Below are 22,500 nucleotides of genomic sequence, written 5' to 3' on the forward strand. Positions count from 1 at the left end.
CTTTGAGTACGGGATCCGGAGCAGACTCCGCCCCCGCACCGACCACCCCCGACGCCCCGCCCACCACCGACCCGCCGGACATCGCCGCCGGGGACACCCGCAAGTCCTCGATGTTCAGCTCGCTGAGGGTCCGCAACTACCGCCTCTTCTTCCTCGGCCAGGTCGTCTCCAACACCGGCACCTGGATGCAGCGCATCGCCCAGGACTGGCTGGTCCTCAGCCTGACCGGCTCCGCGACCGCCGTCGGCGTCACGACGGCGCTGCAGTTCCTTCCGATGCTGTTCCTCGGCCTCTACGGCGGGGTCCTGGTCGACCGCCTCCCCAAGCGCCCCACGCTGCTGGTCACCCAGACGGCGATGGCGTTCACGGGCCTGGCCCTCGCCGCCCTGACACTGACGGGCCATGTGCAGGTCTGGCACGTGTATGTCGCCGCCTCCGCCGTCGGCCTCGCCACGGTCGTCGACAACCCGGCCCGCCAGTCCTTCGTGAGCGAGATGGTCGGCCCCGACCAGCTCCAGAACGCCGTCAGCCTGAACTCCGCGAACTTCCAGTCCGCCCGCATGATCGGCCCCGCCGTCGCCGGCGTTCTCATCACCGGCGTGGGCACGGGCTGGGCGTTCCTGTTCAACGGCCTGTCCTACGTCGCCCCGCTGGCCGGCCTGCTGCTGATGCGCGGGCGCGAACTGCACCCCGTCCGGCGCGCGCCGCGCGGCAAGGGGCAGCTGCGTGAGGGACTGACCTACGTCGCCGGGCGCCCGGAGCTGGTCTGGCCGATCGTGCTGGTCGGCTTCATCGGCACGTTCGCGTTCAACTTCCCCGTCTACCTCACGGCCTTCGCCGACGACGTCTTCCACGCCGGTGCCGGCGCCTACAGCCTGTTCAACACCCTGATGGCGGTCGGCTCGGTGACCGGTGCGCTGCTCGCCGCACGCCGGGGCACGGCGCGGATGCGGCTGCTGGCCGCGGCGGCGCTGGTCTTCGGCGCGGTGGAGATCGTGGCTGCGGTGACCCCGTCGCTGTGGCTGTTCGCCCTGCTGATGATCCCGCTCGGCGTCTTCGGCATGACGGTCAACGTCACCGCCAACACCGGCATCCAGATGGCCACCGACCCGGCGATGAGGGGCCGCGTCATGGCCCTGTACATGATGGTCTTCCTGGGCGGCTCCCCGGTCGGCGCCCCGATCGTCGGCTGGATCACCGACACCTACGGCGCCCGCGTCGGCCTCGCGACCGGCGGCGCGGTCGCGGCCCTGGCCGCCACCGTCGTCGGCCTGATCCTGGCCCGCGCCGGGAACCTGCGGCTCTCGGTCGGCTGGCACCGCGGCCACCCCAGGGTGCGCTTCGTGCCCCGCGAACGCCGGGAGGAGCTGGCGCCGGCGGCCTGATCCGGCGGGCGGGCGGCCGGGTTCAGTCGCGGGGGAACTCGTCGGTCTTGAGGACGAGGCCGACCACCGTGCCGGTCAGGTCGACCTCGTCGCCGAAGGGGAAGCTGACGTACCCCCCGACGACCTCGGTCCGGTATCCCTCGGGGACGGGCATCTCTTCCAGCCACTCGAACAAGGTGTCGAGCGTGAGCTCGTCGCCGCCGTCGTGTGCCATCTCGATCCTCTCTTCGAGGACGGTCATCGTGGCGCTCCTCCCCGGCTGCCGCTCACCCGAGTGCAGCCGCGCGGTACAACGATACGCACGGTGATCGGGACACGCCGGTGCGCGCGGGCAGACTGGCCCCATGAGACTTTTCGCCGCCGTGCTGCCCCCCGAGGACGTCGCTCGCGAACTGGCGTCGGAAGTGACCGCTCTGCAGGGGCTGCCCGGTGCCGACGGGCTGCGCTGGACCGGCAGGCCCGGCTGGCACTTCACGCTCGCGTTCTACGGAGAGGTGGCCGAGGACGTCGTGCCGGAGCTGTCGGCCCGGCTGGAGCGGGCCGCGCAGCGGACGCCGGAGTTCGAGCTGGCCGTGCGGGGCGGGGGCCAGTTCGGGCAGGGACGGGCCCTGTGGGCCGGGGCCGAGGGCGACCTCGCGACGCTGCGGCTGCTGGCCGAGCGGGCGGAGGCGGCGGCGCGCAAGGCCGGGGTGGAGATGGGGGAGCATCGGCGGTACAAGGCCCATCTCACGCTGGCCCGCAGCCGGGACGCCAGGAACGTACGGCCGTACCTCGACGCCCTGGCCGGGTTCACCAGCCGCACCTGGACCGTGGCCGAGCTGGCGCTGGTGCGCAGCCACCTGCCCCGGTCCGGGGTGCCGGGCGAGCAGCCCCGTTACGAGGCGGTCGCCCGCTGGCCGCTCGGCGGCGCCGGTTAGTCTCGGTACGTGGACCCGAAAACCCGGAACCGGATCATGGCCGGTGTGCTTGTACTGATGTTCGCTGTGGTGGCCGTGGCGTCGGCCGTCAGGTAGCGCTGCGGCACCTCCCGAGGGGCGGGGGCCGTGGCTCGCGCAGTTCCCCGCGCCCCTCGGGGCGTCCAGCTGCGACCTTGGCTACCAGGCGAACGCCTCCGGCGACGGGCCCGGGCCCGGGAAGATCTCGTCCAGGCCGGACAGCAGCTCCTCGGGCAGCTCCAGCTCCACCGCCCGCAGCGCGGAGTCCAGCTGCCCGGCGGTGCGCGGGCCGACGATCGGGCCGGTCACGCCGGGGCGGGTGAGCAGCCAGGCGAGGGCGGCCTCGCCGGGTTCGACTCCGTGCTTGTCGAGCAGGTCCTCGTACGCCTGGATCCGCCTGCGTGCCGCCGTGTCGGCCAGGGTGTCGGCGGCCCGGCCCGAGGCCCGGCGCCCGCCCTCGGCCTGCTTCTTCAGGACACCGCCCAGCAGCCCGCCGTGCAGCGGCGACCACGGGATGACGCCGAGGCCGTAGTCCTGCGCCGCCGGGATGACCTCCATCTCGGCGCGGCGCTCGAACAGGTTGAACAGGCACTGCTCGCTGACGAGGCCGATGGTGCCGCCACGGCGGGCGGCGGTCTCGTTCGCCTGGGCGATCTTGTAGCCGGGGAAGTTGCTGGAGCCGACGTAAAGGATCTTGCCCTGCTGGATCAGGACGTCGATGGCCTGCCAGATCTCCTCGAAGGGCGTGGCGCGGTCGATGTGGTGGAACTGGTAGACGTCGATGTAGTCGGTCCGCAGGCGCTTGAGGCTGGCGTCGACGGCGCGGCGGATGTTCAGCGCGGAGAGCTTGTCGTGGTTGGGCCAGGCGGGGGAACCGTCGCCGGCCATGTTGCCGTACACCTTGGTGGCGAGGACGACCTTGTCCCGCCGGTCGCTCCCCTTGGCGAACCAGTCGCCGATGATGCGTTCGGTACGGCCCTTGTTCTCGCCCCAGCCGTAGACGTTGGCGGTGTCGAAGAAGTTGATGCCCGCGTCCAGCGCCGCGTCCATGATCGCGTGGCTGTCGGCCTCGTCGGTCTGCGGGCCGAAGTTCATCGTGCCGAGGACGAGACGGCTGACCTTGAGTCCGGTGCGTCCGAGCTGCGTGTACTTCATGGTCCACAGCCAACGTCTTGAAGTGGGCTCAAGGCAAGCGGTGCGGCGGCCGGGTCAGTCGCGGGGGAACTTGGCCGTGTCCAGGGTGAGATCGAGGAGGGTGTGGGTCAGGTCGATACGCTCACCGAAGTCGAACCGGGACTCGGTGCGGTACTCGCCGTCCTTGGGGTCGGTGAAGAGGTGGCAGCGCCCTTGGTAGGGATCGGCGATGAGGTAGACGGGAACCTCGGCCTCCGCGTACGCGGCCTTCTTCGGGCCGTAGTCGTTCATCCCGGTGCCGCGGGAGATGACCTCGGCGACGAACTCGACGTCCTCGTGGCGCCAGCCGCGCTCCGGGTCGCGTTCCGCGTCGTCCCGAGCAGCGCCCGGCGCTTGCCTGGGCACGGGCCGAGTACCTGGGCAGGAGGTGGGCGGGGCACCCGAGGGGGCCCGCCGGTGCGCCGACGCCCTCGTGCGGCGCCTGCGCGCCGTCGCCGGTCAGCCCTCGTAGTCCCCGCCCAGCCCCCACCCCTGGTACAGCGCCTCCGCGAACGCCTGAGCGATCTTGTGCTCGCCGCTCGCGTTCGGGTGGGTGCCGTCGTAGGTGTCCGTGTGGATGTCGTACGACGCCGGCGGCGTCGCCGGCAGCAGTGGCGAGCGGGGCTCGTCCAGGTCGGCGACCGCCTTCGCGAGGAGCTCGTTGAAGGCGGCGACCTGCTCGGCGAAGGGCGCGTCCGACGCGCAGCGGACGTTCGGGATCACGGGGAGCACGACGACGCTGATGCGCGGGTTGGCCTCGCGCGCGCCCGCGACGAAGGCGCGGACGTTCTGCGCCGTCTGCTCGGCGTTGGTGTAGAACCCCAGGTCGATCAGGCCGAGGGAGACCAGCAGCACGTCCGCCCGGCACTCGCGTACCGCCCCGCCGATCAGCGGTGCCATGTGCAGCCAGCCCTCGCCCCAGCCGGCCAGGTGGCGGCGCGGGAAGTCCGGTTCGGCGTAGGCGTACGACACCGGCTCCTCGGCCGCCTTGTCGTACAGCGTCTCGCGCGGGCCGACGAGGGTGAAGGGACCGCCGTACGTTTCGCACAGGTGCCGCCACATCCGGTAGCGCCAGGTGTGTTCGCCCGCGCTGCCGATGGTCATGGAGTCGCCGACGGGCATGAACCTGAGCATCCGCTCATGATGGACGATCAGCGCCCCAGGCGGGGTGTGAGGCCGACCACGCCGGTGAAAAGCCGGTCGGGGTGGCAGTCTTGGGGCATGCGCCGATCACTCACCGTCCTCGCCGCTGCCCTTCTCGCGGGCGCGCTCACCGTGCCGACCGCCTCCGCCGCCGACGGGGACGAGGGGTTCGTCATCAAGGACCCGCGCATCACCGAGTCCAGCGGCCTCGCCGCCTCCCGCCGGCACCCCGGCATCTACTGGACCCACAACGACAGCGACGACGGCGCCTATCTGTACGCCGTGGACGGCGTGACCGGCGAGACCGTCGCCACCCTCACGCTCACCGGCGTCGGCCGCCCGCGCGACGTGGAGGCCATCTCCATCGGGCCGGGCGACCAGATCTACGTCGGTGACATCGGCGACAACCTCGGCGGCACCTGGGACCACGTCTGGATCTACCGGCTCCCCGAGCCGGAGGAGCTGAGGGACGAGACCGTCCGGGCCACGCAGTACGTGGTCGAGTACGCCGACGGGGCGCGGAACGCCGAGTCCCTCGTCGTGCATCCCCGGACCGGACGCGCGTACATCATCGACAAGAACGAGGCGGGCGGCCATCTCTACGAGGGCCCGGCGGAGCTGTCCTCCTCCGGCACCAACGTCTTCGAGCCCGTCGCCGCCGTCCCCGACCTGGAGGCCACCGACGCCGCGCTCTCCCCGGACGGCGAACGACTCGTCGTGCGCAGCTACTTCGGCTCACTCGTGTACGACTGGAACGACGGCCGGATCAAGAGGACCGGGCGGCTCGGCGTGCCGTCCCTGGGGCAGGGCGAGTCGGTGACGTACACCGCCGACGGGACGAAGGTCATGTTCGGCAACGAGGGAGCGGGAAGCTCGGTGGAGCCCATGGACGCCCCCGGTGCCCCGGCGGGCGGCTCCGGCAAGTCGCCGTCCGAGGAGAGTGGTTCGGCAGCCGGGAAGAGCGAGGACGGCGGCCTCTCGGTCGGCACCGGGGCCGTCGCGCTGGTCGTGGCCTGCGCCCTGATCCTCGGCCTGGGCCGGCTGCGGCGCAGAGGCTAGGCCGGCGCCTGCCGCTGGGCCACGATCGTCTCCAGGCCGTCCAGGATGCGCTGGAGCCCGAACTCGAAGTGGTCGAAGTCGGGGCCCCAGGTGTCCTCGTCGAGGGATGCCATGACCGGGTAGCGGCCGCTGGCCATCACCTTCTCCAGCACCGGCACCTGCGCCTGCCAGAACTCGGCGTCCGTCAGGCCCGTCCGGCGCTCCGCCTCCTGCTGGTGCACCTGCGTGCGGGCTGCGCCGACGACGTAGGAGTCGACCAGGATGATCGCCGAGACCAGTTCGCGGTCGGACAGGCCCATCGGGCGGATGCGGGTGAGGACCCTCTCCATGCCCTCGATGGCGGCGGGTCCGAGGATCGGGCGGGACTGGTTGACGTGCAGCAGCCAGGGGTGGCGGCGGTAGAGGTCGAGGGTGGCGCGGCCCAGGGCCTCCAGGGCGGCGCGCCAGCCGTCGCCGAGGCCGGACGGGTCGGGGGACGGGCGCTGCACACGGTCCAGCATCAGGTCGAGCAGCTCGCCCTTGCCGGGGACGTAGCGGTAGAGCGACATCGCGCCGGTGCCGAGTTCGGCCGCGACGCGCCGCATCGACACCGCGTCCAGGCCCTCCGCGTCGGCGACCCGGACGGCGGCTTCCACGATCCTCTCGAGCGTCAGGCCCGGCTTGGGGCCGCGGCTGGGCCGCCGGCCGGTGTCCCACAGCAGTTCGAGGGTCCGCCGGATGTCGCCGCTGCCGCTGGTGCGGGTGCCGTCCTTGCCGCTCGTCATACGGCTCAGTCTAGGTGCCGGGAAGAGAAACCGGGTACACCGTACGCGTAATCGGGTACGGTGTACCCGGTTGCGAGGAGAAGGGGGACCCCATGAGTGACGGATACGCGGTACGGGCCGAGGGCCTGCAGAAGCGCTACGGCGAGAAGCGCGCCCTGGACGGCTTCGATCTGACGGTGCGTGAGGGCACCGTGCACGGCCTGCTCGGGCCGAACGGCGCGGGCAAGACCACCGCCGTGCGCATCCTGGCCACGCTGCTGCGGCTGGACGGCGGACGGGCGACCGTGGCCGGGCTGGACGTGGCGCGGCAGGCGCGCGAGGTGCGGGCCCGTATCGGCCTCACCGGGCAGTACGCGGCGGTGGACGAGGTGCTCACCGGCCGGCAGAACCTGGAGATGTTCGGCCGGCTGTTCCATCTGGGCGGGAAGCGGGCGAAGCTGCGCGCCACCGAGCTGCTGGAGCAGTTCGACCTGACCGACGCCGCCGACAAGGGCGTCGGTGGCTACAGCGGTGGGATGCGGCGCCGCCTCGACCTGGCCGCGTCGATGATCCTGGCCCCCGCGGTCCTCTTCCTCGACGAGCCGACGACGGGACTGGACCCGCGCAGCCGCGGCGAGGTCTGGGAGTCGGTGCGGGAGCTGGTGGCGGGCGGCACGACCGTGCTGCTGACCACCCAGTATCTGGAGGAGGCCGACAAGCTGGCCTCCCGCGTCACCGTCATCGACCAGGGGCGCGCGATCGCCGACGACACCCCGGACGGGCTAAAGAACCGGATCGGCGGCGACCGGATCGAGGTCGTGGTCGCCGAGCGGGCGGACATCGCACGGGCGGTGAAGGTCGTCGCCCGCGTCTCGGACGGTGAACCGGAGGCGGACGAGAGCGAGTTGCGTGTGCACGCCGCCGTCGCCGACCGGGTGACCGCGCTGACGGACGTCGCCCGCACCCTCCAGGACGAGGGGGTCCGGGTCGAGGACATCGGGCTGCGCAGGCCGAGCCTCGACGACGTGTTCCTGCGCCTGACCGGACACCGCACGGAAGCGAAGGAGACCGTCGCGTGAGCACCGCACACCTGGCAGCACCGGCCCCCCGGGGACGTACGTACTGGCTGCTCGCCGACTGCTGGAACATCGTCCGCCGGGGCCTGACCCACTACCGGCGCCAGCCCGTCAACATCGCCTGGCAGCTCGGCTTCCCGATCCTGTCCGTCCTGCTGTACGGCTATGTCTTCGGCAGCGCCATGAAGGTGCCCGGCGGCGGGGACTACCAGGACTTCCTGATGCCGGGCATGTTCGTGATGACGATGGCGTTCGGCTTCATCAACACCGCCACGGTGGTGGTGTACGACGCCACCAAGGGCGTCATCGACCGGTTCCGCTCGATGCCGATGGCCTCCTCGGCCGTGGTCGCCGGGCGCGGGGTGACCGATCTGATCGTCGCCTGCGCCGAGTTGGCCATCATGATGCTGACCGCGTTCGCCATGGGCTGGCGGCCGGACGGGGGCCTGGGCTTCCTCGCCGCGTTCGGGCTGCTGCTGTGGCTGCGGTTCGCGCTGATCTGGATCGGCGTGTGGCTCGGCCTGCTGGTGCCCAACCCGGAGGCGGCCGGCGGTCTGTTCGCCGTGGCCTTCCCGCTGACGATGATCTCCAGCATCTTCGTCGCCCCGCAGCTGATGCCGGACTGGCTGGGCTGGGTGGCCGCGTGGAACCCCATCTCCTCGACGGCCGCGGCGACCCGCGAGCTGTTCGGGACGCCGGTCGGCGGGGGCGAGACCTGGATCGAGCAGCACGCGCTGCTGATGGCGGGGGTGTGGCCGGTGGTGCTGACCCTGGTCTTCCTGCCGCTGGCGGTGCGCCGCTTCCAGAAGCTGAGCCGCTGACGCCGTGGAGCGTAGAACGAGAAAGGGCCCGGAGTGACGTTCCGGGCCCTGCCTCGTTCCGCCGCGGGCGTGCCGTTGCGGGACTACATCTGCTCGATCACGTGGTCGACGCACTTCGTCAGCGCCTCGATGTCCGCCGGGTCGATCGCCGGGAACATCGCCACACGGAGCTGGTTGCGGCCGAGCTTGCGGTACGGCTCGGTGTCGACGATGCCGTTGGCGCGCAGCACCTTGGCGACGGCCGCCGCGTCCACCTCGTCGGTGAAGTCGATCGTGCCGATGACCTGCGAGCGCTTGGCCGGGTCGGCGACGAAGGGGTTGGCGTACTTGATGTCCTCGGCCCAGCCGTACAGCGTGCGCGCGGAGGTCGCCGTGCGGCGCACCGCCCAGTCCAGGCCGCCCTGGCCGTTGAGCCACTTCAGCTGCTGGTCGAGCAGGAAGAGGGTGGCCAGCGCCGGGGTGTTGTACGTCTGGTTCTTGCGGGAGTTGTCGATCGCCGTCGGCAGGCTGAAGAACTCCGGCACGTGCCGGCCGGACGCGTGGATCCGCTCGGCGCGCTCGATCGCGGCGGGGGAGAAGACGCCGATCCACAGTCCGCCGTCGGAGGCGAAGGACTTCTGCGGGGCGAAGTAGTAGACGTCCGTCTCGGCGATGTCGACCGGCAGGCCGCCGGCGCCGCTCGTCGCGTCCACGAGGACCAGCGCGCCCTCGTCGGCGCCGGCCACCCGCTTGATGGGCATGGCGACGCCGGTCGAGGTCTCGTTGTGGGTGAACGCGTAGACGTCCACGCCCGCGGCGGCCTCCGGCTGGGGGTGCGTGCCCGGGTCGGCGGAGATGACGTCGGGCTCGGCCAGCCAGGGGGCGAGCTTGGCGGCCTTGGCGAACTTGGAGCTGAACTCGCCGAAGGACAGGTGCTGCGACCTGTTCTCGATCAGGCCGTGCGTCGCGATGTCCCAGAACGCCGTCGAGCCGCCGTTGCCGAGGATCACCTCGTAGCCGTCGGGGAGCTGGAACAGCTCGCGGATGCCCTCGCGTACCGAGCCGACCAGGTTCTTGACCCGGGGCTGGCGGTGGGAGGTGCCCATGAGGGACGTGCCGGTCGCGGCCAGGGCGTCCAGCGCCTCCGTCCGCACCTTGGAGGGGCCCGCGCCGAAACGACCGTCCGCGGGCTTGATGTCAGAGGGAATCCGGATCTCAGCCACGAGGCGAGACTATCCGCTGGGGGAAACGTGGTCGAAGCGTCGTCCGTCGGGTGAGACGGCGTTTCGCGGGGCCGGTGGGGGAGGGCACAGTGGTCAGCGGCAAAACAGGTTCACACGCCTGACCAAGTCCATTACCCTGGACTGGTAAGTACAGCGAGGTGAACGTTCCCCGTCTTTGTCCCCCGTCCCTTGGAAGGCCCTCGTGAGCACGCCCAGCGCCACCCCCTCGTCCCCGGCGACGACCCCGTCCGCGCCGACCGCGGCGAGCGCGCCCTCGCCGGTGAAGGGGGGACAGGGCGGCCGCTTCACAGGCTCCCTCGGCCCGGTCGGCCTGGTGCTGGCCGGCGGGCTGTCGGTGCAGTTCGGCGGCGCCCTCGCGGTCACCCTGATGCCGCGGGCCGGCGCGCTCGGCATCGTGACCCTGCGACTGGCGGTGGCCGCGCTCGTGCTGATGCTGGTGTGCTGGCCACGACTGCGCGGGCACTCCCGCACCGACTGGGGCACCGTCGTCGTCTTCGGCATCACCATGGGCGCGATGAACGGCCTCTTCTACCAGGCCGTGGACCGCATCCCGCTCGGCCCGGCGGTCACCCTGGAGGTGCTCGGCCCGCTCGCCCTGTCCGTCATCGCCTCCCGCCGCGCGATCAACCTCGTCTGGGCGGGCCTCGCTCTGGCCGGCGTCTTCCTGCTCGGCGGCGGCAACTTCGAGACTCTCGACCCGGTCGGCGCGGCCTTCGCGTTGGGCGCGGGCGCCATGTGGGCGGCGTACATCCTCTTCAGCGCGCGCACGGGCCGCCGTTTCCCGCAGGCCGACGGGCTGGCGCTGGCCATGGTGGTGGCGGCGGTGCTGTTCCTGCCGCTGGGCGTCGCGGAGTCGGGCACGAAGCTGTTGGACCCCGAGATCCTCGCGCTCGGCGCGGCCGTCGCGCTGCTGTCCTCCGTCCTGCCCTACACCCTCGAACTCCTCGCCCTGCGCCGCCTGCCCGCCCCCACGTTCGCCATCCTCATGAGCCTGGAGCCCGCCATCGCCGCGACGGCCGGCTTCCTGGTCCTGGACCAGGCCCTGACCGCCATGGAGGCCGCGGCCATCGCCCTGGTCATCGCGGCGAGCATGGGCGCGGTCCGCACCCAGGTGAGCCGCCGCAAACGCCCACTGACGGCAACACCTTCCTGACGCACGGGGCGGCGCGCCGGGGGGCTCGGGGGCTAGAGTCGGATTCGTGACCGGCGATGCGCCGGGGACACGAAGGGAACGTCAGCATGAGCGTGCAGCACACCGAGACAGCCGGTGACGGATGGCTGATCCCGCGCCCGGAGCGGACGCCGGACGCCCTCCGCGCGGCGTGTGCCGTGGTGGCCCCGCAGCTCCTGCCCGCGTACGACCAGGCCAAGGACAAGGCCCTCGCCGAGGCGGTGGAGCATGGCTCTCTGGCCCCCGTGCACGCCTGCCTGCGGCACTGGTCCGCGCTGATCGAGATCGAACGCCACCCTGGGACGGCGAAGGAATATCACCGGGCCGAGTACCTCGCGCAACTCGCGGGCTCGCACCAAGAGGCCCGCGAGCACCTGAGCGTTGCCGCCGGAATCTATCGGGGTGCGGCTTCTACATGATCACGCCGCGCGCGGAACTCGTCACCATCTGGCAGGTCACGCCCGACCCGTTGTGATACCTACCTGCGAGACCGCTGCCACGAAGGCGGTGAACGCGTCCGTGCCGAGGGTGAGGGTGCCGTGGGTGGGGTGCTTGGAGTCGCGGACGGCTATGTGGGCTCCGAGGTCGGCGACTTCGACGCAGTCGCCGCCGCTGCTGCTGCTGTGGGATGACTTACGCCACCGCACTTGCGTCACGTTCGGGTTGCTCCCCATAGCGCTCCTCCATCACGTGGGCGATCAGCTGTGCCGAGTCCCGTACCGAGAGCGCGGCAGCTCGGAGTTGATCGTAGTGGAGCCAGCCCTCGCTGACAGTGTCCGGATTGGCCGTCATGTGGCCTTGGATGAAGTCCTCGGTGTACACAATGTCCGGGTCGTCGCCGAAGCGCAGCAGATTGAAGGCGCCGGGCAACCCGGGGTGTTCCCCCGCCGAAAAGGGCAACACCTGTACCTTCACACGTCGTTGGTCACGAAAGCTCAGCAGGTGCGCCAGCTGGTCCCGCATAACCTCCCGGCTGCCCATGGGCCGGTTCAGCACCGCTTCGTCCAGCACGACCCACACCAGCGGCGGCTTCTCCTTCCGGAGGACGCGTTGCCGTTCCATGCGAGCCGCGACCAGCTCGCCTAGAGTCGCCGGCTGGGGCGCGCCCAGCACCGCGCGCGCGTACTCCTGCGTCTGCAGTAGCCCGTACACCACCTGCGACTGGTACGTCGAGATATATGTAGCCCGCCCCTCCATCTCCGCATACGGCTGGAACCACCCCGGCAACTGGCTCCGCAGTACCAGCCCCACCAGCCGCGAGAACAACCCGTCCGTCCCCAGCGCGGCGTCCACCCGTTCGGAGAAATCCCGTTGGGGGACCTTCGCCGCCGTCTCGATCTGCCCGATCAGCGACCCGGTGCAGAACACGATCGAGCCGAGCTGCGCCAGTGTCAGTCCCGCCGCCTCCCGGCAGCGCCGCAGCTCGTAGCCGTAGTAGTCCAACGGCGATGCGCCCGGGTCCAGTTCGCGGCTCCGCAATCCGACCACCTCCCATGACGGAGAGTAGTCAAAGCGATGCGCAACGGCACCGCGAATCGGCAAAACAGAATCATGCAAGCGTGCTTGATTTGTTCCGGTGTCGCTGCCACGCTCCTGCCCATGGCCGACCCCACCCCCGTCTTCGACGACCTGCGTGCCGAAAGCGACGAACTCGACCGGCTCGTCGCCGACTTGCCGCCGGAGCGCTGGACACTGCCGACCCCCGCGCCCCGCTGGACCGTCGCCCACCAGATCGCCCACCTCGCCTGGACCGACCGCTCCGCCCTGCTCGCCGTCACCGACGAGGACGCGTTCCGGACGCTGGTCGAGAAGGCCTTCGCCGCGCCGGACTCCTTCGTGGACGACGGCGCCGACGAGGGGGCGCGGCTTGCGCCCGCCGAACTGCTCACGAGCTGGAGGGAAGGGCGTGCCGCCCTCGACGCCGCCCTGCGCGCCGCCCCGCCCGGTGCCCGTTTCCCCTGGTACGGCCCGCCCATGTCGGCCGCCTCCATGGCCACCGGACGGATCATGGAGACGTGGGCCCACGGCCAGGACGTCGCCGACGCCCTGGGGGTCGAGCGCACCCCGACGGACCGGCTGAAGCACGTCGTCCGCATCGGCGTCCGCGCCCGCGACTTCGCCTTCGCGGCGCACGGCCTGCCCGCGCCCGGCGAGGAATTCCGGGTCGAACTGGTCGCCCCGTCGGGCGAGTTGCTGACCTACGGTCCCGAGGGCGCCGCCCAGCGTGTCACCGGCACCGCCTACGACTTCGCGCTCCTGGTCACCCAGCGCGCCCACCGCGACGACGTGGACGTGCGCGCAGAGGGCACGGACGCGGACCGCTGGCTCGGCATCGCCCAGGCCTTCGCGGGCCCGCCCGGCGACGGCCGCCCGCCGAAGGGTGACGCCCGGTGACCCTGCGCATCGGCAACGCCTCCGGCTTCTACGGAGACCGTTTCGACGCCCTGCGTGAGATGCTCACCGGCGGCGGACTCGACGTCCTCACCGGCGACTACCTCGCCGAGCTGACGATGCTGATCCTGGCCCGGGACCGGCTGAAGGACCCCGGCGCCGGATACGCCCGGACCTTCCTGCGCCAGCTGGAGGAGTGCCTCGGCCTCGCCCACGAGCGGGGCGTCCGCGTCGTCACCAACGCGGGCGGGCTCAACCCCGCCGGACTCGCGGGTGCCGTCAGGAAGCTGGCCGACCGCCTGGGAATCCCCGTGCGGGTCGCGCACGTGGAGGGCGACGACCTCACCGCCCGGTACCCGGGCAGCCTCGCCGCGCACGCCTACCTCGGCGGCTTCGGCATCGCCGCCTGCTTGCGGGAGGGCGCCGACATCGTGGTGACGGGCCGGGTGACCGACGCGGCGCTGGTCACCGGGCCCGCCGCCGCCCACTTCGGCTGGCGGCCGGGGGACCACGACCGCCTCGCGGGCGCCGTCGTCGCCGGGCACGTCCTGGAGTGCGGCACCCAGGCCACCGGCGGCAACTACTCCTTCTTCCACGAGCGGCAGGCCGACGTCCGCAGGCCCGGCTTCCCGCTCGCCGAGATCCACGCCGACGGCAGCTGCGTGATCACCAAGCACCCCGGAACCGGCGGTTTCGTGGACGTCGGCACGGTCACCGCGCAGCTGCTGTACGAGACGGGCGGCGCCCGTTACGCCGGCCCCGACGTCACCGCGCGCCTCGACACCGTACGGCTCACCCAGGACGGCCCCGACCGGGTGCGGATCGACGGCGTGCGGGGCGAGGCGCCGCCCGGGACCCTCAAGGTCGGCCTCAACCGGATCGGTGGATTCCGCAACGAGGTCGTCTTCGTCCTGACCGGACTCGACATCGACGCCAAGGCCGGCCTCGTCCGCCAGCAGATGGCGGACGCGCTGGCCAAGGCGCCGCCGGCCGAGATCCGCTGGGACCTGGCACGCACCGACCGGCCCGACGCCGGTACCGAGGAGAGCGCGAGCGCCCTGCTGCGGCTGGTCGTACGGGACCCGGACGAGACGAAGACCGGGCGGGCGCTGAGCGGGGCCGCCGTGGAACTGGCCCTCGCGAGCTATCCCGGCTTCCACGTCGTCGCGCCCCCGGGGAAGGGCTCTCCCTACGGGGTCTTCGAGGCCGGATACGTCGCTCAGGACGCCGTCGAGCACACGGCGGTCCTCGACGACGGACGCCGTGTACCGGTCGCGCCGGCCGCCGCCACCCTCGTACCGGAACCCGTCCCGGAACCGCCCCTGCCGCAGCCCCTGCCGGCCGGGCCGGTGCGCCGCGCCCCCCTCGGCCTCGTCGCCGGAGCCCGCAGCGGCGACAAGGGCGGTGACGCCAACGCCGGCGTGTGGGCGCGGACCGACGACGCCTGGCGCTGGCTCGCCCACGAGCTGACCGCCGACCGCTTCCGGCAACTGATCCCCGAGGCCCGCGACCTGCCCGTCACCCGGCACGTCCTGCCGAACCTGCGCGCCCTGAACTTCGTCGTCGAGGGCATCCTCGGCGAAGGCGTCGCCGCGCAGGCCCGTTTCGACCCGCAGGCCAAGGCCCTCGGCGAATGGCTGCGCTCCCGCCACCTGGACATCCCGGAGGCCCTCCTGTGACCGTCCTGACCTCCGCCCTCGACACCACGAGCCCCGAGTACCGGGCGAACCGTGACGCGATGCTCGGCAAGCTCGCCGAGCTGGACGCCGAGCACGCCAAGGCCCTCGCGGGCGGCGGCGAGAAGTACGTCGCCCGGCACCGGGGGCGCGGCAAGCTCCTCGCCCGCGAGCGCGTCGAGCTGCTCCTCGACCCGGACACGCCCTTCCTGGAACTGTCCCCGCTGGCGGCCTGGGGCAGCGACCACACCGTCGGCGCCTCCCTCGTCACCGGCATCGGCGTGGTCGAGGGCGTCGAGTGCCTGATCATCGCCAACGACCCGACCGTACGCGGCGGCGCGAGCAACCCGTGGAGCCTCGAAAAGGCCCTGCGCGCCAACGACATCGCCCTCACCAACCGCCTGCCCTGCATCAGCCTGGTGGAGTCCGGTGGCGCCGATCTGCCGTCCCAGAAGGAGATCTTCATCCCCGGAGGTGCCGTCTTCCGGGACCTCACACGGCTGTCGGCGGCCGGCATCCCGACCGTGGCCGTCGTCTTCGGCAACTCCACGGCCGGGGGCGCGTACGTCCCCGGCATGTCCGACCACGTGATCATGGTCAAGGAGCGCGCCAAGGTCTTCCTCGGCGGTCCGCCCCTGGTGAAGATGGCGACCGGCGAGGAGAGCGACGACGAGTCCCTGGGCGGCGCCGACATGCACGCGCGCGTGTCGGGCCTCGCGGACCACTTCGCCGTGGACGAGCGGGACGCCCTGCGCCAGGCACGGCGCGTGGTGGCCCGCCTCAACCACCGCAAGGCGTATCCGGATCCCGGGCCCGCCGAGCCCCCGAAGTACGCGGCCGAGGAACTGCTGGGCATCGTCCCCGGCGACCTGAAGGTGCCCTTCGACCCGCGCGAGGTCGTCGCCCGGATCGTCGACGCCTCCGACTTCGACGAGTTCAAGCCGCTGTACGGGACCAGCCTGGCCACCGGCTGGGCCACCCTGCACGGCTACCCCGTCGGCATCCTCGCCAACGCCCAAGGGGTGCTGTTCAGCGAGGAGTCGCAGAAGGCGGCCCAGTTCATCCAGCTCGCCAACCAGCGCGACATCCCGCTGCTGTTCCTGCACAACACCACCGGCTACATGGTCGGCCGGGAGTACGAGCAGGGCGGCATCATCAAGCACGGCGCCATGATGATCAACGCGGTCTCCAACTCGCGCGTCCCGCATCTCTCCGTCCTCATGGGCGCCTCCTACGGCGCCGGGCACTACGGCATGTGCGGCCGCGCCTACGACCCGCGCTTCCTCTTCGCCTGGCCCAGCGCCAAGTCCGCCGTCATGGGCCCCCAGCAGCTCGCGGGCGTGCTGTCCATCGTCGCCCGCCAGTCCGCCGCCGCGAAGGGGCAGCCCTACGACGACGAGGCGGACGCCGCCCTGCGCGCGATGGTCGAGCAGCAGATCGAGTCCGAGTCCCTGCCGATGTTCCTGTCCGGGCGCCTCTACGACGACGGCGTCATCGACCCGCGCGACACCCGAACCGTCCTCGGCCTGTGCCTGTCCGCCCTCCACACCGCCCCGTACGAGGGCGTGCGCGGCGGCTTCGGCGTCTTCCGGATGTGAGGCCCAGTGATTACTTCCGTTCTTGTCGCGAACCGGGGCGAGATCGCCTGCCGGATCTTCCGCACCTGCCGTGAACTCGGCATCCGCACCGTCGCGGTGCACTCGGACGCGGACGGCGACGCCCTGCACGCGCGCGTGGCCGACACCGCCGTACGGCTGCCGGGGGCGGCGCCCGCCGAGACGTATCTGCGCGGCGACCTGATCGTCAAGGCCGCGCTCGCCGCGGGTGCCGACGCCGTGCACCCCGGCTACGGCTTCCTCTCCGAGAACGCCGGCTTCGCGCGCGCGGTCCTCGACGCGGGGCTGCGCTGGATCGGCCCGCCGCCGGAGGCCATCGAGACGATGGCGTCCAAGACCCGCGCCAAGGAACTGCTCGGGCTCGGACCCCTGCAGAAGGTCACCGAGGCCGACCTGCCGGTCCTGGTGAAGGCGGCCGCGGGCGGCGGCGGACGCGGGATGCGGATCGTACGGCGCCTGGAGGACCTGGACGGCGAACTCTCGGCGGCCCGCGCGGAGGCGCTCGGTGCCTTCGGCGACGACGAGGTCTTCGTCGAGCCGTACGTCGAGAACGGCCGGCACGTCGAGGTGCAGATCCTCGCCGACACCCACGGCACCGTCTGGGCCCTCGGCACCCGCGACTGCTCCCTCCAGCGCCGCCACCAGAAGGTGATCGAGGAAGCCCCGGCACCGGGTCTGTCCGACGCGCTCACGCGGGAGTTGTGCGCCCTGGCGGTGCGCGCCGCCCGCGCGGTCTCCTACGTGGGCGCCGGGACCGTCGAGTTCCTCGTCGCGGACGGCCGCGCGCACTTCCTGGAGATGAACACCCGCCTCCAGGTCGAACACCCGGTGACGGAAGCCGTGTTCGGGCTCGACCTCGTCGCCGAGCAGATCCGCGTCGCCGAGGGCCACGCCCTCCAGAAGGACCCGCCGCCCGCGCGCGGCCACGCCGTCGAGGCCCGCCTCTACGCCGAGGACCCCGCCAAGGGCTGGGCCCCGCAGACCGGCACCCTGCACCGCCTCGACGCCCCGGAAGGCATCCGCCTCGACACCGGCTGCACCGGCGGCGACGAGATCGGAGTCCACTACGACGCCATGCTCGCCAAGGCCGTCGCCCACGCCCCCACGCGCGCGGAGGCCGTCCGCAGACTGGCCGGCGCCCTGGAACGCACCACGATCCACGGCCCCACCACCAACCGCGACCTCCTGATCCGCTCGCTGCGCCACGAGGAGTTCACGACGGCCCGCATGGACACGGGCTTCTACGACCGCCACCTTCAGGAAGTGACCGAACCCACCCCTGACCCCTACGCCCCGCTGGCAGCCGCCCTCGCCGACGCCCACGGCCGCTCCCGCTTCGGCGGCTGGCGCAACGTCCCGTCACAGCCGCAGACCAAGCGCTACGAGCGGGCGGGCGAGGAGATCGAGGTCCGGTACCGGCACACGAGGGACGGCATCACCGCGGACGGCGTACGGGTCGTGCACGCCGACGCGCGCACCGTCGTCCTCGAAGTGGACGGCGTACAGCGCCGGTTCGAGGTCGCCCGGTACGGCGACCAGGTGTACGTCGACGCCACCCGCCTCACCGCCCTGCCCCGCTTCCCCGACGCCACCACCCAGCACGCCCCCGGCTCCCTCCTCGCTCCCATGCCGGGAACGGTCGTCCGCGTGGCCGAGGGCCTCACCGAGGGCGTCGCCGTGACGGCCGGGCAGCCGCTGATCTGGCTGGAGGCGATGAAGATGCAGCACCAGATCTCGGCGCCGGCCGACGGCACACTCACCGCACTGCACGCCAAGCCGGGACAGCAGGTGGAGCCGGGCTTGCTGCTGGCGGTGGTGCAGCCGACCTGAGGGGCGCGGGGCTGCATTGAATATGCGGCTCCGCCGCGTGAGCGCGACCAGCCACCCACCACCCGCACCCGGAGGAACCGCATGACCACCCTCATCGAACCCGCGGAGCACAAGGCCCTGCGCGAAGCCGTCGCCGCCCTCGGCAAACGCTACGGCCGCGAGTACCTCACGAAGACGGTCGCCGAAGGCAAACCCCCCACCGAACTCTGGCTGGAGGCAGGCAAATTCGGCTACCTCGGCGTCAACCTCCCCGAGGAGTACGGCGGCGGAGGCGGCGGCATCGCGGAACTCTCCATCGTCCTCGAAGAACTCGGCGCGGCCGGCAGCCCCCTGCTCATGCTGGTCGTCTCCCCGGCGATCTGCGGCACGGTGATCTCCCGCTTCGGCACCGAGGAGCAGAAGCGGGGATGGCTCCCGGGACTCGCCGACGGCACCCGGCTCATGGCCTTCGGCATCACCGAACCCGACGCCGGCTCCAACAGCCACCGCATCACCACCACCGCCCGCCGGGACGGCGCCGACTGGCTCCTGACCGGCCGCAAGGTGTTCATCTCCGGGGTCGACATGGCCGACGCCGTCCTGATCGTTGGGCGCACCGAGGACGCCCGCACCGGCAACCTCAAGCCCTGCCTGTTCATCGTCCCCACCGACGCCGACGGCTTCCACAAGCGCCCCATCGACATGGAACTCAACGCCGCCGAGAAGCAGTTCGAGCTGACCCTGGACGACGTACGGCTGCCCGCCGACGCCCTCGTCGGCGACGAGGACGCCGGCCTGCTGCAACTCTTCGCCGGCCTCAACCCCGAACGCATCATGACCGCCGCCTTCGCGATCGGCATGGGCCGCCACGCCCTCGCCAAGGCCCTCGACTACGCCCGCGAGCGCACCGTCTGGAAGTCGCCCATCGGCGCCCACCAGGCCATCGCCCACCCCCTCGCCCAGGCCCACATCGACCTCGAACTCGCCCGCCTGATGACGCAGAAGGCGGCGCACCTGTACGACGCGGGCGACGACACCGGCGCCGGCGAGGCCGCCAACATGGCCAAGTACGCGGCGGGCGAGGCCTGTGTGAAGGCCGTCGACCAGGCCGTGCACACCCTCGGCGGCAACGGCCTCACCCGTGAGTTCGGCCTCGCCTCGCTGATAACGGCCGCGCGCGTGGCTCGTATCGCGCCGGTGAGCCGGGAGATGATTCTCAACTACGTGTCCCACCAGACCCTGGGCCTGCCCAAGTCGTACTGAGCCGCACCGCCCCGCCGTCCCGAGCCGGGCCGCACCGCTTGGAGGAACCGTGTTCCGCAGCGCGTACGCCGACGTCCCGCCCGTAGAACTCCCCATCCACGAAGCCGTACTGGGCCGCGCCGCCGACTTCGGCGAGCTGCCGGCCCTCGTCGACGGCACCGACGGCACCACCCTCTCGTACGAGCAGGTGGACCGGTTCCACCGGCGGATCGCCGCCGCGCTCGCCGAGGCCGGCGTGCGCAAGGGCGACGTCCTCGCCCTGCACAGCCCGAACACGATCGCCTTCCCCACGGCCTTCTACGCCGCCACGCGCGCGGGTGCCGCCGTCACCACCGTGCACCCCCTCGCCACGGCCGAGGAGTTCGCCAAGCAGCTGCGCGACTCGGCGGCCCGCTGGATCGTCACCGTCTCACCCCTGCTGGACACCGCCCGCCGGGCCGCCGAACTCGCGGGCGGCGTCCAGGAGATCTTCGTCTGCGACAGCGCGCCCGGACACCGCTCACTGATCGACATGCTGGCCTCCACGGCCCCCGAGCCGCGGCTCGCCATCGACCCCGCCGAGGACGTGGCCGCCCTCCCGTACTCCTCGGGCACCACCGGCGTCCCCAAGGGCGTCATGCTCACCCACCGGCAGATCGCCACCAACCTCGCCCAGCTCGAACCGGCGATCAGCGCGGGTCCCGGCGACCGCATCCTCGCCGTCCTGCCCTTCTTCCACATCTACGGCCTCACCGCCCTGATGAACGCGCCCCTGAGAGTCGGCGCCACCGTCGTCGTGCTGCCCCGCTTCGACCTGGAGCAGTTCCTCGCCGCCATCCAGAACCACCGCATCACCGGCCTGTACGTCGCCCCGCCGATCGTCCTCGCCCTCGCCAAGCACCCCGCGGTCGCGCAGTACGACCTGTCGTCCCTGAAGTACGTCATCAGCGCCGCCGCACCGCTGGACGCGAACCTCGCCGCCGCCTGCTCCCGGCGCCTGGACCTGCCGCCCCTCGGCCAGGCGTACGGCATGACCGAACTCTCCCCGGGCACCCACGTCGTCCCCCTGGACGCCATGACGGACGCCCCGCCCGGCACCGTCGGCCGGCTCATCGCCGGAACCGAGATGCGCATCGTCTCCCTCGACGACCCCGGCAAGGACCTCGGCACCGGAGAACCCGGCGAGATCCTCATCCGCGGCCCCCAGGTCATGAAGGGCTACCTCGGCCGCCCCGACGACACCGCCGCGATGATCGACGCCGACGGCTGGCTGCACACCGGGGACGTCGGGCACGTCGACGGCGACGGCTGGCTGTTCGTCGTGGACCGCGTCAAGGAACTGATCAAGTACAAGGGCTTCCAGGTGGCCCCCGCCGAACTGGAGGCCCTCCTCCTCACCCACCCGGGCATCGCCGACGCCGCCGTCATCGGCGTCCACGACGAGGACGGCAACGAGGTCCCGCGCGCGTACGTCGTCCGCCAGCCGGCCGCGCCCGGCCTGACCGCGAACGAGGTCATGATGCACGTCGCCGAACGCGTCGCCCCCTACAAACGCGTCCGCCAGGTCAGCTTCATCGCCGGCGTCCCCCGCGCCGCGTCCGGCAAGATACTGCGCCGCCGGCTCCGGGAGACCACGTGACCCTGATCGGCCGCACCCGCACCCGGGGAGTCGAGACCCTCACCCTCGACTCCCCGGCCAACCGCAACGCCCTGTCCGCCGCCCTGGTCGGCGAACTCGCCGCCGCCCTGGCCGACAGCGGCAAGGACACCGACGTCCGCGCCGTCGTCCTCACCCACACCGGCAACACCTTCTGCGCGGGCGCCGACCTGCGCGACCCTCCCGACCCGGACGCCCTCGTCGGCCTCCTCCGCCAGATCGCCGAACTGCCCCGACCCGTCGTCGCCCGCGTCACCGGCCACGTCCGCGCGGGCGGCCTCGGACTGCTCGCCGCCTGCGACATCGCGGTGGCGTCCGGCGCGGCGACCTTCGCCTTCACCGAGGTCAGGATCGGCGTGGCCCCCGCCGTCATCTCCCTGCCCCTGCTGCCCCGCACCGACCCGCGCGCCCTCGCCCGCTACTACCTCACCGGCGAACGCCTCGACGCAGCCGAGGCCGCCCGCATCGGCCTGCTCACCGCGGCCGGCGACGACGCCGACGCCGTACTCGAACCGATCCTCGACGGGCTGCGGCGCTCCTCACCGCAGGCACTGGCCGAGACGAAACGGCTGCTCACGGCTAAGGTGCTTCAGACGTTCGACCGGGACGCGGCGGAGCTGACCGCCCTCTCGGCCCGGATGTTCGCCTCCGCCGACGCCCGCGAGGGCATGACAGCCTTCCTCGAACGACGGGATCCACCATGGGTGCTGTGAACCCGGCCGGCGCGGCCGGCGCGGCCGGCGCGGTCACGACGGTGACCGCCGGGGACCGCGCCGACCGCGTACCCAAGCAGGACCGCAGCCGCGCCACCCGGCAGCGGCTCCTCGAAGCCGCCGTGGCCTGCCTCGCCGAACACGGCTGGGCAGGCTCCACCGTCACCGTCGTCGCCGAACGCGCCGGCGTCTCCCGCGGCGCCGCCCAGCACCACTTCCCCACCCGCGAGGACCTCTTCACGGCCGCCGTCGAGTACGTCGCCGAGGAACGCTCGGGCGCCCTGCGCGCCCTGTTCCCGCACGGCGCGGCGGGCGACCGCCGCGCGGTGGTCGCCGCACTCGTCGACCTCTACACCGGCCCGCTGTTCCGCGCCGCCCTCCACCTGTGGGTCGCCGCCTCCGACGAGGACCAGCTGCGCCCCCGCGTCACCGAACTCGAGGCCCGCGTCGGCCGCGAGACCCACCGCATAGCCGTCGACCTCCTCGCCGCCGACGAATCCCGCCCCGGCGTCCGCGAATCCGTCCAGGGCCTCCTCGACATGGCCCGAGGCCTCGGCCTCGCCAACCTCCTCACCGACGACACCGCCCGCCGCGACCGCGTGGTCACCCAGTGGGCGGCACTGCTGGGGGAGGCGTTGGGGTGAGGCGAACGCCCGCCGGGCCCCGG

22 protein-coding genes and 1 pseudogene are annotated in these 22,500 nt (G+C 72.2%); 15 read left to right on the forward strand and 8 right to left on the reverse strand.

The annotated features are described in order from the left end of the window. Positions 1 to 2: 2 nt before the first annotated feature. Entirely contained in the window at positions 3 to 1,385 is a 1,383-nt protein-coding gene (locus tag ACGF8A_RS16640; protein ID WP_393108680.1) for an MFS transporter, read from the forward strand. Positions 1,386 to 1,407: 22 nt separating this feature from the next. Here the strand turns inward: ACGF8A_RS16640 and ACGF8A_RS16645 are convergent, their stop codons facing one another. Further along, the gene (locus tag ACGF8A_RS16645; protein ID WP_393108682.1) at positions 1,408 to 1,626 is read right to left on the reverse strand and encodes a hypothetical protein; all 219 of its coding nucleotides are present in this window, start codon (positions 1,624 to 1,626) and stop codon (positions 1,408 to 1,410) included. Positions 1,627 to 1,729: 103 nt separating this feature from the next. On the opposite strand from ACGF8A_RS16645, the gene thpR reads away from it, so the two are divergent. Further along, entirely contained in the window at positions 1,730 to 2,302 is a 573-nt protein-coding gene (gene thpR, locus ACGF8A_RS16650) for an RNA 2',3'-cyclic phosphodiesterase (protein WP_393108684.1), read from the forward strand. 177 nt (positions 2,303 to 2,479) lie between these two features. On the opposite strand, the gene ACGF8A_RS16655 is transcribed toward thpR, so the two are convergent. From ACGF8A_RS16655 to ACGF8A_RS16665, 3 genes and pseudogenes are all read right to left on the reverse strand, one after another. Next, on the reverse strand, positions 2,480 to 3,475 hold the full coding sequence (locus ACGF8A_RS16655; protein ID WP_393108686.1) for an aldo/keto reductase: 996 nt from the start codon (positions 3,473 to 3,475) through the stop codon (positions 2,480 to 2,482). Between the two features lie 54 nt (positions 3,476 to 3,529). Next, a pseudogene (locus ACGF8A_RS16660) lies at positions 3,530 to 3,832 on the reverse strand (Uma2 family endonuclease); the annotation flags it as partial. A gap of 120 nt (positions 3,833 to 3,952) precedes the next feature. Continuing rightward, positions 3,953 to 4,627 (reverse strand): SGNH/GDSL hydrolase family protein, encoded by a 675-nt coding sequence (locus tag ACGF8A_RS16665; RefSeq protein WP_393108688.1) that lies wholly within the window; start codon positions 4,625 to 4,627, stop codon positions 3,953 to 3,955. Positions 4,628 to 4,714: 87 nt separating this feature from the next. Here ACGF8A_RS16665 and ACGF8A_RS16670 point away from each other — a divergent pair, with 87 nt between their 5' ends. Continuing rightward, complete coding sequence (locus ACGF8A_RS16670) at positions 4,715 to 5,695, forward strand: WD40 repeat domain-containing protein (RefSeq protein WP_393108690.1); 981 nt, start codon at positions 4,715 to 4,717, stop codon at positions 5,693 to 5,695. Here the strand turns inward: ACGF8A_RS16670 and ACGF8A_RS16675 are convergent. After that, positions 5,692 to 6,459: a TetR/AcrR family transcriptional regulator gene (locus tag ACGF8A_RS16675; RefSeq protein WP_393108692.1), complete on the reverse strand. Its 768-nt coding sequence runs from the start codon at positions 6,457 to 6,459 to the stop codon at positions 5,692 to 5,694. The genes ACGF8A_RS16670 and ACGF8A_RS16675 overlap by 4 nt on opposite strands. A gap of 92 nt (positions 6,460 to 6,551) precedes the next feature. Between ACGF8A_RS16675 and ACGF8A_RS16680 the strand changes: the two genes are divergently transcribed. Next, the gene (locus tag ACGF8A_RS16680; RefSeq protein WP_393108694.1) at positions 6,552 to 7,517 is read left to right on the forward strand and encodes an ATP-binding cassette domain-containing protein; all 966 of its coding nucleotides are present in this window, start codon (positions 6,552 to 6,554) and stop codon (positions 7,515 to 7,517) included. Next, a complete protein-coding gene (locus tag ACGF8A_RS16685; RefSeq protein WP_393108696.1) occupies positions 7,514 to 8,335 on the forward strand; it encodes an ABC transporter permease in 822 nt (273 codons plus the stop codon). The genes ACGF8A_RS16680 and ACGF8A_RS16685 overlap by 4 nt, the downstream gene beginning before the upstream one ends. Before the next feature lie 83 nt (positions 8,336 to 8,418). Here the strand turns inward: ACGF8A_RS16685 and serC are convergent, their stop codons facing one another. After that, positions 8,419 to 9,537, reverse strand: coding sequence for a phosphoserine transaminase (gene serC, locus ACGF8A_RS16690; RefSeq protein WP_393108698.1), 1,119 nt, complete (start codon positions 9,535 to 9,537; stop codon positions 8,419 to 8,421). Positions 9,538 to 9,739: 202 nt separating this feature from the next. On the opposite strand from serC, the gene ACGF8A_RS16695 reads away from it, so the two are divergent. Together ACGF8A_RS16695 and ACGF8A_RS16700 are read left to right on the forward strand one after the other, a co-directional pair. After that, positions 9,740 to 10,711, forward strand: a complete 972-nt coding sequence (locus ACGF8A_RS16695) for a DMT family transporter (RefSeq protein ID WP_393108700.1) — start codon at positions 9,740 to 9,742, stop codon at positions 10,709 to 10,711. An 86-nt stretch (positions 10,712 to 10,797) separates the two neighbouring features. After that, entirely contained in the window at positions 10,798 to 11,148 is a 351-nt protein-coding gene (locus tag ACGF8A_RS16700) for a DUF6247 family protein (protein ID WP_393108702.1), read from the forward strand. Positions 11,149 to 11,184: 36 nt separating this feature from the next. On the opposite strand, the gene ACGF8A_RS16705 is transcribed toward ACGF8A_RS16700, so the two are convergent. Together ACGF8A_RS16705 and ACGF8A_RS16710 are read right to left on the reverse strand one after the other, a co-directional pair. Continuing rightward, positions 11,185 to 11,376, reverse strand: coding sequence for a DUF397 domain-containing protein (locus ACGF8A_RS16705; protein WP_393108704.1), 192 nt, complete (start codon positions 11,374 to 11,376; stop codon positions 11,185 to 11,187). Next, a complete protein-coding gene (locus ACGF8A_RS16710; RefSeq protein ID WP_393108879.1) occupies positions 11,363 to 12,208 on the reverse strand; it encodes a helix-turn-helix domain-containing protein in 846 nt (281 codons plus the stop codon). The genes ACGF8A_RS16705 and ACGF8A_RS16710 overlap by 14 nt, the downstream gene beginning before the upstream one ends. Before the next feature lie 120 nt (positions 12,209 to 12,328). On the opposite strand from ACGF8A_RS16710, the gene ACGF8A_RS16715 reads away from it, so the two are divergent. The 8 genes from ACGF8A_RS16715 to ACGF8A_RS16750 all read left to right on the forward strand — a co-directional run bounded on the left by ACGF8A_RS16715 (position 12,329) and on the right by ACGF8A_RS16750 (position 22,477). Beyond that, positions 12,329 to 13,123 (forward strand): TIGR03084 family metal-binding protein, encoded by a 795-nt coding sequence (locus tag ACGF8A_RS16715; protein WP_393108706.1) that lies wholly within the window; start codon positions 12,329 to 12,331, stop codon positions 13,121 to 13,123. Continuing rightward, positions 13,120 to 14,799 carry an acyclic terpene utilization AtuA family protein gene (locus ACGF8A_RS16720; protein WP_393108708.1) on the forward strand — a complete coding sequence of 560 codons (1,680 nt, stop codon included), beginning with the start codon at positions 13,120 to 13,122 and terminating at the stop codon, positions 14,797 to 14,799. Before ACGF8A_RS16715 ends, ACGF8A_RS16720 begins: the two co-directional genes overlap by 4 nt. After that, entirely contained in the window at positions 14,796 to 16,394 is a 1,599-nt protein-coding gene (locus ACGF8A_RS16725; RefSeq protein WP_393108710.1) for an acyl-CoA carboxylase subunit beta, read from the forward strand. Before ACGF8A_RS16720 ends, ACGF8A_RS16725 begins: the two co-directional genes overlap by 4 nt. Positions 16,395 to 16,400: 6 nt before the next feature. Beyond that, a complete protein-coding gene (locus tag ACGF8A_RS16730; protein WP_393108712.1) occupies positions 16,401 to 18,242 on the forward strand; it encodes a biotin carboxylase N-terminal domain-containing protein in 1,842 nt (613 codons plus the stop codon). Between the two features lie 81 nt (positions 18,243 to 18,323). Continuing rightward, the gene (locus tag ACGF8A_RS16735) at positions 18,324 to 19,484 is read left to right on the forward strand and encodes an acyl-CoA dehydrogenase family protein (RefSeq protein ID WP_393108714.1); all 1,161 of its coding nucleotides are present in this window, start codon (positions 18,324 to 18,326) and stop codon (positions 19,482 to 19,484) included. 49 nt (positions 19,485 to 19,533) lie between these two features. Beyond that, positions 19,534 to 21,102, forward strand: a complete 1,569-nt coding sequence (locus tag ACGF8A_RS16740) for a 4-coumarate--CoA ligase family protein (RefSeq protein WP_393108716.1) — start codon at positions 19,534 to 19,536, stop codon at positions 21,100 to 21,102. Continuing rightward, positions 21,099 to 21,833, forward strand: coding sequence for an enoyl-CoA hydratase family protein (locus tag ACGF8A_RS16745; protein WP_393108718.1), 735 nt, complete (start codon positions 21,099 to 21,101; stop codon positions 21,831 to 21,833). Before ACGF8A_RS16740 ends, ACGF8A_RS16745 begins: the two co-directional genes overlap by 4 nt. Further along, the gene (locus tag ACGF8A_RS16750; RefSeq protein WP_393108720.1) at positions 21,821 to 22,477 is read left to right on the forward strand and encodes a TetR/AcrR family transcriptional regulator; all 657 of its coding nucleotides are present in this window, start codon (positions 21,821 to 21,823) and stop codon (positions 22,475 to 22,477) included. Before ACGF8A_RS16745 ends, ACGF8A_RS16750 begins: the two co-directional genes overlap by 13 nt. Positions 22,478 to 22,500 lie beyond the last annotated feature (23 nt).

Origin of the sequence: Streptomyces sp. NPDC047706, from assembly GCF_043204795.1 — a bacterium.
Taxonomy (GTDB): domain Bacteria; phylum Actinomycetota; class Actinomycetes; order Streptomycetales; family Streptomycetaceae; genus Streptomyces.